Origin of the sequence: Pedobacter paludisoli (assembly GCF_052344095.1) — a bacterium.
In the GTDB taxonomy this organism is placed as follows: domain Bacteria; phylum Bacteroidota; class Bacteroidia; order Sphingobacteriales; family Sphingobacteriaceae; genus Pedobacter.
In genome coordinates this window covers 484,842-500,011 of sequence record NZ_CP179926.1, presented here as the reverse complement: position 1 = coordinate 500,011, position 15,170 = coordinate 484,842, and the positions used below count along the sequence as shown (strand labels likewise).

The 15,170-nt window shown below is 36.6% G+C and carries 13 protein-coding genes; 9 read left to right on the top strand and 4 right to left on the bottom strand.

Annotated features, from left to right (window positions below; all coding sequences use genetic code 11):
• Positions 1–331: 331 nt before the first annotated feature.
• From lpdA to asnS, 9 genes are all read left to right on the top strand, one after another.
• Positions 332–1,720: a dihydrolipoyl dehydrogenase gene (lpdA, locus tag ACJVDK_RS02085; protein WP_443938628.1), complete on the top strand. Its 1,389-nt coding sequence runs from the start codon at positions 332–334 to the stop codon at positions 1,718–1,720.
• A gap of 132 nt (positions 1,721–1,852) precedes the next feature.
• The gene (locus ACJVDK_RS02080) at positions 1,853–2,209 is read left to right on the top strand and encodes a four helix bundle protein (RefSeq protein WP_443938627.1); all 357 of its coding nucleotides are present in this window, start codon (positions 1,853–1,855) and stop codon (positions 2,207–2,209) included.
• Between the two features lie 46 nt (positions 2,210–2,255).
• A complete protein-coding gene (locus ACJVDK_RS02075; RefSeq protein WP_443938626.1) occupies positions 2,256–3,095 on the top strand; it encodes an MBL fold metallo-hydrolase in 840 nt (279 codons plus the stop codon).
• A gap of 112 nt (positions 3,096–3,207) precedes the next feature.
• Positions 3,208–3,567, top strand: coding sequence for a hypothetical protein (locus tag ACJVDK_RS02070; protein WP_443938625.1), 360 nt, complete (start codon positions 3,208–3,210; stop codon positions 3,565–3,567).
• A gap of 156 nt (positions 3,568–3,723) precedes the next feature.
• Positions 3,724–4,251: a ferritin gene (locus ACJVDK_RS02065; RefSeq protein ID WP_443938624.1), complete on the top strand. Its 528-nt coding sequence runs from the start codon at positions 3,724–3,726 to the stop codon at positions 4,249–4,251.
• A 906-nt stretch (positions 4,252–5,157) separates the two neighbouring features.
• The gene (locus tag ACJVDK_RS02060) at positions 5,158–6,606 is read left to right on the top strand and encodes a circularly permuted type 2 ATP-grasp protein (protein ID WP_443938623.1); all 1,449 of its coding nucleotides are present in this window, start codon (positions 5,158–5,160) and stop codon (positions 6,604–6,606) included.
• A 9-nt stretch (positions 6,607–6,615) separates the two neighbouring features.
• A complete protein-coding gene (locus ACJVDK_RS02055) occupies positions 6,616–7,551 on the top strand; it encodes an alpha-E domain-containing protein (protein ID WP_443938622.1) in 936 nt (311 codons plus the stop codon).
• A gap of 51 nt (positions 7,552–7,602) precedes the next feature.
• The gene (locus ACJVDK_RS02050) at positions 7,603–8,583 is read left to right on the top strand and encodes a transglutaminase family protein (RefSeq protein ID WP_443938621.1); all 981 of its coding nucleotides are present in this window, start codon (positions 7,603–7,605) and stop codon (positions 8,581–8,583) included.
• Positions 8,584–8,716: 133 nt separating this feature from the next.
• Positions 8,717–10,165 carry an asparagine--tRNA ligase gene (gene asnS / locus ACJVDK_RS02045; RefSeq protein ID WP_443938620.1) on the top strand — a complete coding sequence of 483 codons (1,449 nt, stop codon included), beginning with the start codon at positions 8,717–8,719 and terminating at the stop codon, positions 10,163–10,165.
• A 375-nt stretch (positions 10,166–10,540) separates the two neighbouring features.
• Here the strand turns inward: asnS and ACJVDK_RS02040 are convergent, their stop codons facing one another.
• The 4 genes from ACJVDK_RS02040 to tig form a co-directional block, all read right to left on the bottom strand.
• Positions 10,541–11,404, bottom strand: coding sequence for an AMP nucleosidase (locus ACJVDK_RS02040; RefSeq protein ID WP_443938619.1), 864 nt, complete (start codon positions 11,402–11,404; stop codon positions 10,541–10,543).
• 106 nt (positions 11,405–11,510) lie between these two features.
• Positions 11,511–12,749, bottom strand: a complete 1,239-nt coding sequence (gene clpX, locus ACJVDK_RS02035) for an ATP-dependent Clp protease ATP-binding subunit ClpX (protein WP_443938618.1) — start codon at positions 12,747–12,749, stop codon at positions 11,511–11,513.
• A complete protein-coding gene (clpP, locus tag ACJVDK_RS02030) occupies positions 12,733–13,440 on the bottom strand; it encodes an ATP-dependent Clp endopeptidase proteolytic subunit ClpP (RefSeq protein ID WP_443938617.1) in 708 nt (235 codons plus the stop codon). The genes clpX and clpP overlap by 17 nt, the downstream gene beginning before the upstream one ends.
• A gap of 341 nt (positions 13,441–13,781) precedes the next feature.
• Positions 13,782–15,131, bottom strand: coding sequence for a trigger factor (gene tig / locus ACJVDK_RS02025; protein ID WP_443938616.1), 1,350 nt, complete (start codon positions 15,129–15,131; stop codon positions 13,782–13,784).
• Positions 15,132–15,170: the final 39 nt, after the last annotated feature.

The following is a 15,170-nucleotide window of genomic DNA, read 5'->3' as shown; positions in this document are numbered from 1 at the left end:
CAGTAAATTTTGTTTTTCAAGACTTTCGCAGTCAAATATTTTATAGAGTTGTTAAGAAACTTTAAAATCGCACATCACATCGCCATCTACACAAAAGCACTAGCCATTTTCATTTGTCATTTTTACAGTTTTCTTTGTTCGATATTTCAGATTTAGACCGTCAATTAACATTTTTTTTTTAGTTTTGGCTTGCATTAAGGATTGATAAACTAAATGATTTGTAATGCGGTACTTTTAATTAAAAGCCGCAGGGGTCATCTGAAATCAGAGCCCTCTCCTAACTGGAGTTGCATACTTACATCAAAACAAAAAGTTATTTCTTGAAATAGATATGAATTACGACGTAATTGTTTTAGGCAGCGGACCAGGTGGTTACGTAGCTGCTATCAGAGCTTCTCAACTTGGACTTAAAGTAGCCATTGTTGAACGCGAATCTTTAGGGGGTATTTGTTTAAACTGGGGCTGTATTCCAACCAAAGCCTTATTAAAAAGCGCACAGGTTTTTGAATACATTAACCATGCTGCAGATTACGGAATTACAACCGCAGGCGCAACAGCCGATTTTGCTGCTGTTGTAAAACGCAGTCGTGGTGTAGCCGAAGGCATGAGCAAAGGCGTTCAATTTTTAATGAAAAAAAATAAAATTGACGTAATTATGGGCACCGGTAAAGTAAAACCGGGAAACAAATTAGAGGTTAAAGTATCTGACGGTTCTCAAAAAGAATTATCAGCAAAACATATCATCATTGCAACAGGTGCTCGTTCAAGAGAATTACCAAACTTGAAGCAGGATGGCAAAAAAATTATCGGCTACCGCCAAGCCATGGTACTTCCTGAATTACCAAAAAGCATGGTAGTTGTAGGCTCAGGTGCTATTGGTGTTGAGTTTGCCTATTTTTATGCTACTATGGGTACAAAAGTGACCATCGTAGAATTCATGGAAAACATTGTTCCTGTAGAAGACGAAGATGTTTCAAAACAACTATTACGCAGCCTTAAAAAAGTAGGCATTGAAATTCTAACTTCATCAAGCGTTGAATCTGTTGATACCAGTGGTACCGGTTGCAAAGTTTCTGTAAAAACTGCCTCAGGAATGCAAACAATCGAAACCGATATCGTTCTTTCTGCAGCAGGTATTGTGGCAAACATCGAAAACATCGGTCTAGAAGAAACCGGTATTAAAACCGAAAAAGGAAAAATCGTAACAGACGAGTTCTACAACACTTCTGTAAAAGGGTATTACGCCATTGGTGATGTAGTTGGCGGTCAAGCATTGGCGCACGTTGCATCTGCAGAAGGAATCATCTGTGTTGAGAAAATTGCGGGTCAACACGCTGAGCCTTTAGATTACAACAACATCCCAGGATGTACGTATTGTACACCAGAAATTGCTTCGGTTGGCTATACGGAAAAAGCAGCAAAAGCAGCAGGATACGAATTGAAAATTGGTAAATTCCCATTCTCAGCTTCTGGTAAAGCAAGTGCTGCTGGTGCAAAAGATGGTTTCGTAAAATTAATTTTTGATGCTAAATACGGCGAGTTATTAGGCGCACACATGATTGGCGCAAACGTAACTGAGATGATTGCTGAAATTGTAGTGGCACGTAAATTAGAAACAACGGGTCACGAAATGATTAAATCGGTTCATCCACACCCTACCATGAGCGAAGCGATTATGGAAGCTGCTGCTGATGCATACGGAGAAGTTATTCACTTGTAAATTAGGCAATAGCTGATAGTGAATGGCTAATAGTGAATTGTCAATAGTGATTAGATTTACTAAATAAATACATATAAAAATGGGCTTTGATTATTCTTAGCTCATTTTTTTTTAATTACATTTACAAACATCATGCTAAAATTAAATCACAAAAATCTTGAGGTTTATAAAGCATCCCTATTACTTGTAAAAGAAATCTACGTACTAACTAAAAAACTGCCAACCGATGAAAAATACAATTTGGTTTCTCAGCTAAAAAGAGCATCCATTTCAATTTGTTCAAATATTGCTGAAGGCGCAGCAAGAAAATCATCCCTAGAAAGAAAAAGATTTTACGAAATGAGCCGAAGCTCATTAGTAGAGATAGACACCCAAATTGAAGCCTTAATACTTTTAAACTATATTAACCGAGAAGATTTAAGCAGTATAGAACCACTTATGCTCGCTATATTCAAAATGATTAGTGGGCTAATCGCTAAAACACTTTAATTTTAACTCTGCCCATTCACTATTCACTATTCACTATTCACAAAATATGAAACTACACACAATCAATACAGGTCTTTTTAAATTAGATGGCGGAGCCATGTTTGGCGTTGTCCCTAAAAGCATCTGGCAAAGAACCAATCCTGCAGACGCAAACAACCTTTGCACCTGGGCGATGCGTTGTTTATTAATTGAAGATGAAAATAAACTCGTATTAGTAGATACCGGTATTGGCAATAAACAAGATGAAAAATTTTTCAGCCATTATTACCTTCATGGAGATGATTCAATGGAAAAATCTCTAAACAGTTTAGGCTTTGGATTAGATGACATTACCGATGTTTTCCTAACCCATTTACATTTTGATCACGTAGGTGGTGCAGTAATAAGAAAAGAGGGCAAACTTCTTCCAACCTTTAAGAATGCAAGTTATTGGAGCAACGAAAAACACTGGCAATGGGCGGTAGAACCAAATGCACGTGAAAAAGCTTCTTTCCTGAAAGAAAACATTTTACCAATTCAAGAAAGCGGACAATTAAAGTTTGTTGAAGAAAAAGAAAATATTGAATGGCAAAAAGACATTCATATCAGCTTTGCCTACGGTCATACCGATGCGATGATGTTGCCAAAAATTAACTATAAAGGTAAAACTATCGTTTACATGGCAGACTTACTCCCTTCTGTTGGACACTTGCCCCTTCCCTACGTGATGGCTTACGACATGTTTCCGCTCATTACTTTAACGGAAAAACAAGCTTTTTTAGAAGAAGCAGTTGATAACGGCTATGTATTATACTTAGAGCACGACCCAAATAACGAATGCTGCACGCTCCAACGAACAGAAAAAGGAATCCGCGTAGCAGAAACCTTTAAATTAAGTCAACTGTAAACCCCTTATAAACCTAATTATTCAAACAGCCTATACCTTATATAATAGGCTGCAATAAATTATTTTCATTTTTATTTGTATTTAATCTAAATAATAGCAACATTTGCAATCAATGGAAAAGGCTTGTATCAATCTAAACGAATTAGTTAACGTATTCTCCAATGCACATGGCTCGGTTTATCAATCAGATAAATTGAATTGCTTTTATGTTGATTTTGGAGGAAAATTCGCCCGTTACAGCTGTTTATCGCTTCAAAAATTAAAAAAAGTTATTGAAGAAGTTGATATCGAGTACCTTCTATTAAACACACAGCGTGCGGATTTTGAATTGATTACATTTAACGGTTGTGATCATATTTATTTATTAAGCGCCTTAGAAATCATTGCTTTAAAAGATTTATTACAAGGTACTTTCACCATGTTTAAACTTAATCACATGATTAGCGATTGCCTTTATCGCTTGGCTGTTTAACAAAGTCTTCCCTGTATCTTTCCCTTTTCTCGCTTATTTAAACTGATTATAAACAGCTACAATACAGCAATTTAGACTAATTTCATATTGCAAATAAATGGTACGCTTTCGTTATTTGCACCGTATCTTTGTTTTATCATTTAAAGTAAAGGAACTATGAAAGATTTAATGCGCATTAAAAGCTTACTATCTCAGGATATTGAAACGCTTTTAAATCAACAAGTAAAAAAAGAAGCTCATTCTTCATCATTATATTTATCAATGTCATCTTGGTGTGACCAAAACGGATTTGAATTTTCTGCTGACTATTTTGCAAAACAAGCAGAAGAAGAAAGAATGCACCAATTAAAATTGTTTAAATATGTGTTAGACATGGGTGGAAATGCAATTTCTCCGGAAGTAACAGGTATTAAAACTGAATTTACCAGCTTCAGAGAAGTTTTTGAAGATGCTTTGGAAGCCGAAATTGCCATTACACAAAGCTTTAAAAACATTGTAGCTAAATGTCACAAAGAACAAGACTATGTTACAATCGAATTTTTAAATTGGTTCTTAAAAGAGCAACGCGAAGAAGAATATAAAGCGCGTAGAGCCCTTGAATTGTTTGACGTAATTGGTGATGAAGGTATGAGCAAATGGGAAATCGATCGTCATGTTAACAAGATTTCTTACACAGAAGCATAAACAAATAACAAAACATAATGCTAAAGCTATCTCTAAACACAGAGGTAGCTTTTTTTTATCCCAGCCTTTTTTAATTGAAGAATAATGTTTGGTGCAGATATGCGTTAGAAGCTCAATCTCCGCTTTTCCCTTTTTTGTCTCCTGCCGGCAGGGCCTCTACTTTTGTAGCCAAAAGTAGCCAAAAGCCTTTATCAATCCGACTAGGCAGCTTTGCGCGTAAGCCCTTGGCGCAAAACAAAAACAAGATCGCTAGGTTTTGTGAAGATTCGTTTTGTAACCACGATTTAATCATCACACAAAACTGATAGAACAATACTCGGTGGTACACATTCGAATGTTTCTGCAACTGTTTTTATTTTCTCCCGCTGCTAGTGGTACGTCCCGAGCATTAGGGGTACATCTCGAGTATTCGGGATTGACGGACGCACTTCGGTTAATGACTGCAATTTTGAATGTTTGTTTTACAAGCATGTCGCTCAAAAATATCACGTCAACTTAACAAGGAATTCATATGAAGGCGATTATTTGCAGCCATTCATGAAAAGCAACCTATCTAAAAAAATAAAGCCTCAAGGGTTTCCCAATGAAGCTTTGTTTAGTTTAGGTTGTTTGGTTTATGTTGATTATGAATAAGTCTTTTATTTGTTAGTATAAAAAAAGTGCCGTTGCCAGCACTTTTTCTTAAACCAAATATATAATAATAATTAACGAGCATCACAAAAGTACAATTTTTTATATAAATTCCAAATAATTAAGACAAAATTTATATTTTTTATTCAAAAAACAGATAAAAAAATAAAAAACACAATAAAAATCATTTAAAAAATCAAATAAATTATAATTTATAGCGAGAAAAACGTGTTATTTATCATAAAAATCATAAATTAAGCACATAATTCAAGTGATATGATAGAAAATTTCATTAAAAATTACTCAAACAGCGCCAATATTTATGATGAAATGTTCTTAAATGGCAAAAACCACCGAGACCATTATCAAAATTTCATTAAAAACTTCTCTAAAGAATCCTTGGATAATCTGAACAAAAAAGAAGAATTAGCAAAAAAATTGTTCATGAGTCAAGGAATTACCTTTACCGTTTACGATAGTGGAGAAGGAATTGAGAAAATATTCCCATTTGATATCATCCCCAGAATACTCACTGCCAGCGAATGGAGTTTTATAGAAGGAGGCATTAAACAACGCTTAAAAGCCCTCAATCTATTTCTAAAAGATATCTATAGCAATCAATTTATTGTAAAAGATAAAATTGTTCCTACCAATGTGATTTATTCTTGTCCCCATTTTTTAAGGGAAATGCATAACGTAAACGTACTGCACGACATCTACATCCACATAGCAGGCATTGATTTAATCCGCGACTACGATGGTACCTTTTACGTTTTGGAAGATAATTTACGTACCCCTTCTGGTGTAAGCTACATGCTGGAAAATAGAGAAATCACGAAGCGTTTATTCCCTGATTTAATTCCGCAATGCAACGTTCGTAGCGTTACCGAATATCCCAGTATCCTTTATAAAAATTTAGTATCTCTATCACCGAGAGCGGTGGCCAACCCTACCGTGGTTCTTTTAAGTCCAGGCATGTACAACTCCGCCTATTATGAACACACTACGCTTGCACGTCTAATGGGTGTAGAATTGGTTGAAGGAAGAGATTTAGTTGTGAAAAACCATTGTGTTTTCATGAAAACAACCACCGGTTTACAGCAAGTAGATGTGATTTACCGCCGCGTGGATGACGATTACCTAGATCCATTGGTATTTAATCCGAACAGTGTGTTGGGCGTAGCCGGATTAATGAGTGCTTACCGTAAAGGAAATGTAGCCATCATCAACACACCCGGAAATGGCGTGGCCGATGATAAAGCCGTGTACACCTATGTACCAGATATGATTCGATACTATTTAAACGAAGAACCTATTTTAAAAAATGTTCCCACACATCAATTGAGCAATGCCGATGAACTTGAACACGTTTTTGCTAATATCAATAAAATGGTTGTCAAAAAAACAAATGGCAGTGGAGGTTATGGAATGTTAATGGGACATGCCGCATCCGAACAAGAAATCGAAGAATACAAGCTCGAAATATTAAAAGACCCTCGAAATTTCATCGCACAACCCACCATCAGTTTATCCGCTGCACCTTGCTTTATTAATGGAAAATTAGAACCCCGCAGAATCGATCTTCGTCCTTTTGCACTGTATGGCCCTGATGGAATCTCCATCGTCCCGGGCGGATTAACCCGTGTAGCGCTAAAAGAAGGCTCATTGGTCGTAAATAGCTCACAAGGTGGTGGCAGTAAAGATACCTGGGTATTAACCTCTTAAAAATAATATATGTTAAGTAGAGTAGCATCAAGTTTATATTGGCTTAGCCGTTACATTGAGCGCAGCGATGGTATGTTGCGCATGTTAAAAATAAATTATGCATCCTCACAGGATACCGTACAGGAATTTACCTGGAAACCGATTATCCGAATTTTCTCTGTGGGCGATGAAGCAGAACTTTTAAGTATACAACACGATAGTAGAGCTGTTATAGAATACCTCCTGTACAACCGGAATAACCCAAATTCGGTTTTTAACATCATCACCTTGGCACGTGAAAATGCGCGGAGTATTCAAGAACATATCCCGAAAGATTTATGGCAATGTCTAAACGAATATTACCATACCATGAAAGACGAAAAAATGCTCTGGTACGTACAAAAAGACGATCCTATTACCGCATTGGATATTTTAATTAAACAAGTAATGCTGTATTACGGTACGGCAGAAACATCCATGGAGCGTGGAGAAAGCAGAAGTTTCATGAATATCGGGAAATACTTGGAAAGAAGCATTCAATCTATTGATATTTTAGACATCAAATTTAGCTCCATCAGTACAAACCCTGATTTATTAACTGATATAGCCTATTGGAAGCACTTATTGCTATCCATTGGAGGATACGAATTGTACCTAAAAACATTTCGCCAGGGATTTGCGGCCAACAACATTATTGAACTTGTTATGCTGAATAACGATTTCCCACGCTCAGCATCCTATGCGATGCACAATATTGAACGCTATTTCACTCGTTTAAAGAGCGAAAGTAACATCAATCATTTCAATAATTTATCGTTTAAAATTGGGCGTTTACGCAGCATGAACACGTATAGTTCGGTAAATACCATGAGCGATGAAGTGTTGCATAAATATTTAACGGAAATACGTTCTGAACTGTACGGTATCGCCAACATGCTCAATGAGTATTATTTTGCAAATTCATAGCGAATCAAAAAAAAAGCCAAACAAAAGAAAACACAATTTTAAATTTACGGTATGCCTATTTTCAAAATAAAACATATTACCAACTATCGCTACGAAACACCTGTACGCGATAGCGCCAACCAAATCATACTCTTCCCTGTAAAGGACGAATTTCAAAAGGTTATACAGCACGATTTAACCATAACAGAAAATCCTGATATTGAAATATTTATCGATTACTATGGAAATGAAGTAGGCACATTCACACAAAACAAACCACATACCCAACTAAAAATATTCTCAAAGGTAACAGTCGAAACTTTTCCGAAACCCTTGCCACAAGATGATATTTTTAGCTCCGAGCAATGGAACACCTTGTGCTCACTAAAATATGAAATCCCATATATTGATTACTTACGACAAGAAACTTTTGAAGGTATCGACGATTTAAAAAAAATAACTGAAGACATCAAAACCAGTAGCGATACTCCATTTCAAGTGGCACGAAAATTTTGCAACCATGTGTTTCAAAATTTTGAATACATTAAAGGAGTTACCGCTGTTGACACCACCATTAACGAAATACTATCCATTAAAGCAGGAGTTTGTCAAGACTTTGCCCATGTATTAACTGCGATGCTCCGTTTAACTGGCATCCCCGCTCGCTATGTAAGCGGATATATTTGTCCAAACAAGGATGGTATGCGCGGTGAAGGAGCTACCCATGCTTGGGCCGAAATTTACTTGCCAGAATACGGATGGATTGGCCTCGACCCTACCAATAATTGTATTGCCAATGAAAAACACGTGCGCCTTGCTGTTGGCCGTAACTTTACCGATTGCTCGCCTGTTAAAGGTGTTTACAAAGGCGGGACTGAAAACACCATGGAAGTAAGTGTATCGGTTGGCTACAATGACGACGATAGCCACGAAAACGAAACCTACATTAAACAAAAAGAAATCAATTACACGAAATTAAACGCCACCAACACAGTCGAAAAAAATCAAAATAGCTACCGACAATACATGGAGGCCATTCAACAGCAACAATAACAAGGTAAAAAAAGCAATCTTACAGCGTGGAAACACCAGCTCAAAAAGATTGCTTTTTTCCTCCGTACAAAAGCGAAAAGCTGCATTCATTCATATTTTTTTTCTAAATTTGCCACCCTTATAAATAACGAATATGATTAAGAGACAGCAAATTAAAGATTTATTAAAATCTACCGCATTTAACACAGAAGTAACGGTTATGGGATGGGTTAAAACTTTCCGTAATAATCAGTTTATAGCTTTAAATGATGGATCTTGCATGAGCAATATCCAAGTTGTAGTTGATTTTAATAATTTGCCTGAAGAGCTGTTAAAAAGAATTACAACCGGTGCAGCTATTTCTGCAACTGGTTTACTAATCGAATCGTTGGGTAAAGGACAAACGGTGGAAGTTAAAGCCACAAGCGTTGAAATTTTAGGCGATAGCGACCCTGAAAAATTCCCTTTACAACCTAAAAAACATAGTTTAGAATTTTTACGTGAAATCGCGCATTTGCGCTTCCGTACCAATGTTTTTAATGCCGTATTTAAAGTACGTCACGCATTGGCTTTTGCCATTCACCAATTTTTTAACGAACGTGGGTTCGTGTACATGCACACCCCTATTATCACCGCAAGTGATGCTGAAGGTGCAGGAGAAATGTTTAAAGTAACTGCTTTAGATTTCGATAACACGCCACGTACGGAAGATGGTCAGGTAAATTATAAAGAAGATTTCTTTGGTCGCGCGACTAACTTAACGGTTTCTGGTCAATTAGAAGGTGAATTAGCAGCCATGGCTTTTGGTCAGATTTATACCTTCGGCCCTACTTTTAGAGCCGAAAACTCAAACACAGCACGTCACTTAGCTGAGTTTTGGATGATTGAGCCTGAAGTTGCTTTTGCTGATTTGGAAGACAACATGCAATTGGCCGAAGACATGATGAAGTATGTAATCAAATACGCTTTAGATAACTGTTCAGAAGAATTGGCATTCTTAAACGCACGTTTAGCAGAAGAAGACAAACAAAAGCCTCAAAACGAGCGCAGCGAACTTTCTTTATTAGAAAAATTAGATTTCTGTTTAGCGAATGATTTTGAGCGTTTAACCTATACAGAAGCGATCAAGATTTTAAAATCTTCAAAACCAAACCAAAAGAAACAATTTAAATATCTAATTGATGAGTGGGGAGCGGATTTACAAAGTGAGCACGAACGTTATTTAGTTGAAAAACACTTTAAAAAACCGGTAATTTTAACGGATTATCCCGCAGATATCAAATCGTTCTATATGCGTCAGAACGAGGTAGATGCCGACGGTAGAAAAACAGTTGCTGCGATGGATATTTTATTCCCAGGTATTGGAGAAATGATTGGTGGTTCGCAACGTGAAGAGCGTTTAGAACGTTTAACCAATCGTATGGAAGAATTAAATATTCCGCAAGATGAATTGTGGTGGTATTTAGATACCCGCCGCTTTGGTTCAGCACCACATTCGGGCTTCGGTTTAGGTTTTGAACGTTTAGTACTGTTTGTTACCGGAATGACCAATATTCGCGATGTAATTGCATTTCCGCGCTTTCCAAAGAATGCAGAATTTTAAAACAACAAAATATATACACAAGAAGATTCAACTCGAAGGGGTTGGATCTTTTTTTTTGCATAAAGATGCTCCACACCTTGCAGGTTTTTAAAATAGTAGACCTTGCAGGTTTCAAAAACCTCTAAGGTCTGATTTGTCTGAAAAGTTTTTTTGAATAGAGTTATGGGGATTTGCAGGAGACTGAAGGCTCAGAAGAATTACTGCATAAGGTGAAATAAACCTGATGGAAGCGGCAGCCCCAATTTTATTGGGCTATAGTAGACAGCAGGACTTGCCATGCCAAAAACCCCAAACTTTGGTTTACAAACCCTAAAAAACAGTTTCCCATTTTTTGGATTTATAAAACAAAATCGAGTTTGTGAAGAATTTAAACGATTAAAACAACAAGTGTTTTACCGTTAATCCGTTATTGATTAATTGTTTCAACGAATCGATACCTATTTTCAAATGAGTTTCGACATATTTTGCGGTTACACTGCTATCGCTTTCGGCAGTTTTTACACCTTCAGGGATCATGGGTTGATCAGAAACCAACAACAATGCGCCCGTAGGTATTTTATTAGCAAATCCGGTGGTAAAAATGGTTGCCGTTTCCATATCTACCGCCATCGCACGCAATGATTTTAAATACTTTTTAAAATCTTTATCGTGTTCCCATACTCGTCGATTGGTTGTATAACAAGTTCCAGTCCAATAATCGCGACCATAATCGCGGATGGTAGTAGAGATGGCTTTTTGTAGCGCAAATGCCGGTAAAGCTGGCACCTCAGCTGGCAAATAATCGTTTGAAGTACCCTCACCACGAATTGCAGCAATCGGCAATATTAAATCGCCCAATTGATTCTTCTTCTTTAACCCACCGCATTTACCTAAAAACAAAACCGCTTTTGGCTTTATAGCTGTCAATAGATCCATCATGGTAGCAGCCAATGGACTTCCCATACCAAAATTAATAATGGTAATGCCATTGGCACTTACGCTTTGCATTGGTTTATCAAGCCCCATAATTGGCGCATTATCGTGCCATTCTGAAAACATAGCCAAGTACTTGCTAAAATTGGTTAATAGAATATAATCGCCAAAATCGCTTAACTCTCTACCGGTATAACGTGGCAACCAATTGTGCACAATATCATCTTTCGATTTTAGTCCGGATTTAATGGCACTTTTTACTTCTTTCACTTTTGCCGCATTGGCTACAATTTTTTCGTCTTTCTTTACATCTTTTTCTTCGTTCATATAGTTAAATTTAATGATGCAGCATTTGTGATTTGTTTAACCTGTTGAATGCTGCTTAACAACGGGTTAAAAAAAATCCCCGCATTTTCACGCGAGGATTATATTTTTAAGCAACTTGCAATTTTTTAAAGTCGGCTTTTTCAAATTTTTCCATTGCGTAATCGAGCGTAATGTGCAATTCTTTAACATTGCTCTGTGTAGGTGTTTCGTACATCGCATCAAGCATAATGGCTTCGCAAATAGATCTTAATCCTCTTGCGCCTAATTTATACTCCATTGCTTTATCTACCACAAAGTCTAACACATCATCCTCAAAAATTAATTCAATATTTTCATAAGCGAATAACTTTTTATACTGCTTAATCAATGAATTTTTAGGTGCGGTTAAAATATTGCGTAAAGACTCTTTATTCAATGGATTTAAGTGTGAAAGAACTGGAATACGTCCAATTAGTTCAGGAATTAATCCGAATGATTTTAAATCTTGTGGCGTAATGTATTTGTATAGGTTCTTAAGATCTAGTACCGTTTCGTCTTTCTTTACCTTATATCCTACCGCTTGTGTGCGCAAACGATTGGCAATTTTACGTTCAATACCATCAAAAGCACCTCCACAGATAAATAGAATATTATTGGTATTTACCGCAATCATTTTTTGATCAGGGTGTTTACGTCCTCCTTGCGGTGGTACGTTTACCACAGTACCTTCTAATATTTTCAATAAAGCCTGTTGTACACCTTCACCAGAGACATCACGCGTAATCGATGGGTTATCACTTTTACGCGCTACTTTATCTACCTCATCAATGTATACAATTCCGCGTTCAGCTGCAGCAACGTCATAATCGGCTGCCTGTAACAAGCGAGTTAAAATACTTTCTACATCCTCTCCTACGTATCCCGCTTCAGTTAACACGGTTGCGTCGCAAATACAGAATGGAACGTGCAAAATTTTAGCGATGGTTTTTGCTAAAAGGGTTTTACCAGTTCCGGTTTCGCCCACCAACATGATGTTTGATTTTTCAATCTCAATTTCATCGTTTTCTACCTTTTGGTTTAAACGTTTATAGTGATTGTAAACCGCTACTGCCAATACTTTTTTTGCTTCATCTTGACCAATTACATATTGATCAAGATGTGTTTTAATTTCCAGTGGTTTTAACAACGACAACGTTGTTGGTGCACCTTTTACTGTTTTTGTACCCAGTTCTTGTGTTAGCAATTGATTGGCTTGGGTAACACATTTATCGCAGATAAATGCATCCATGCCTTCAATCAGCATCAAGGTTTCATGTTTACCTGAATGACAAAATGAACAGCGTGATTCTTTATTTTGTTTCGCCATGTTTTTTTATGTTTCTCGATAATACCTCATCCACCATTCCGAATCCTTTTGCCTCGTCGGCAGTCATCCAGTAATCGCGATCTGATGCTTTCTCTACCCAGTCATATGTTTGGCCAGAGTGCTCTGAAATAATATCGTATAATTCTTTTTTCAATTTAAGCATCTCTCTCAAGTTGATTTCCATATCCGATGCTACGCCTTGCGCGCCGCCTGATGGTTGGTGTATCATCACTCTTGAGTGCGGTAATGCTGCACGTTTTCCTTTTGCTCCGGCAACTAATAAAACGGCTCCCATTGAGGCTGCCATTCCGGTACAAATAGTTGCTACATCAGGCTGAATGTATTGCATGGTATCGTAAATTCCTAAACCTGCGTATACAGAACCACCTGGCGAATTGATGTAAATTTGAATATCTCTATCCGCATCGGTTGATTGTAAAAACAATAATTGTGCTTGAATGATATTCGCATTTTGATCGTAAATAGCATCACCTAAAAAGATAATACGATCCATCATTAATCGTGAAAAAACATCCATTTGAGCCACATTTAATTGACGCTCCTCAATAATATAAGGTGTCATATTTTGTGGGTTCAAATTAGCCTGTGCAATAAATTTATCTACGTGTAAACTGCCAATTCCTTGATGTTTAACGGCAAATTTTCTGAATTCTTGTGAGTCTATGGTCATAATTTCTTGCGTTTAGTATTAACGTTTAACAGCGAAAGCTGCATCTGGTTAATCGAAAATAATTTATAATTACTGCTATGCTTCGGTTAATTTCCGTGCCAAATTCGTATTTTCTATAGGTTGATTATTAATTCTGTATTAGAAATGACAATCGCCTCATGATTAAAATTTGCCTTCTATTTTATCGATCTTCCGAAAGATATGCAATCCGCCATTAATGAGCAAATTAAGCTGAAAAATAATAGCGATTTTTTTTTAAACCTTTTATACAATAAGAGCAGCCCTGTTAGGAAGCTGCTCTTAAATCGTATTTTGTAAGCTGACAATTCGTCAGCCAATTATTAATTTTTCACCAATTCAGCGAATTTATCGTAGGCAATATCCTTAGGCACTAAGGTTACTACTGATTTGATTTGCTCAAAAGTTTTCAAGGCTTTTACTTCTTCGAAAATACGATTTGCATTTTCTTTTTCTTGTAAAAATTGAACCGCGTATTGTGCCAATTGATCTTCAGGAAGTGGAGCTGGGCTATACATTCTGAATTGTTGATCTAATTTAACTTTAGCCGCTTGAACAACGTCTTCGTATTTAATTTCGATTTGGTTATCCTTGATGATTTTATTTTCAATTAACGTCCACTTAAGGTTTTTAGCGAAATCATCATATCCTTCAGCTAACTCGGCATCGGTTAATTTCTCGTTAGTAGCTTTTAACCAACGACGTAAAAATTCATCTGGTAATTCAATTGAATGTTTAGCTAATAATTGCTCATAAATATCGTTTGATAATTTACGTTCAGCATCTTGCTTAAACATACTTTCGATCTCTTCGGTGATTTTTGTTCTGAATCCAGCTTCGTCTGTTACAGTACCTTCGCCAAATAATTTATCGAAAAACTCTTGATTTAAATCTGATTCTTCTAAACGGTTAATGTTTTTTACAACCAATTTAAAAGTTGATTTCACTTCTGCTGCATCTTCTTCCGAAATATTTAAAGCTTTAGCGATTACGGCTACGTCTTCGAATGCTTTGTTTAAGTCGATTACTAATTCAGCGTCTTTTTGAATACCTACTAATGATTTAAGGATTTTTTTATCTTTTACTAAATCTAAACGTAGGGTTGCTGTGTTTACAATACCACCTTCAAATACCGAACCGTCTGGAGATAATTGCGTTAACTCTGCATACAAAACATCACCTTCGGCAGAAGTTTCAGGGTTGGTCATTTTACCGTAGCTACGGCGGATATTTTTGATACGGCTTTCTAATGTTTCTGCATCAGCTTTCACTACGTATTCAGTAAATTTATCTTTTGATGAAACTGCTACCTCAAAAGAAGGCGCTAAACCTAATTCGTAATCAAATTCAAACTCATCGGTGTTATCCCATTTAAACTCGCGTTCATCGTCCATTTTAGGAAGAGGTTGACCTAAAATTTCTAATTTCTGCTCAGTAATGTAGTTGCTTAATGTATCGTTTAATAAGTTATTAACCTCTTCTACCAAAATACTTTTACCGTACATTCTTTTAATGTGTGCGGTTGGCACCATCCCTTTACGGAAACCAGGTAATTGAGCTTTTTTAGCTTGATCTTTAATGGCTTTCTCTACTTTTTCAGTATAATCAGCAGGTGCAATTTTAATTTTCACAACCGCATTTAAGTTGCCGGTTTTTTCCTGTGTAATATTCATCTTTTTGTTAGATATGGTATTGGGATGCAACTAAACTTG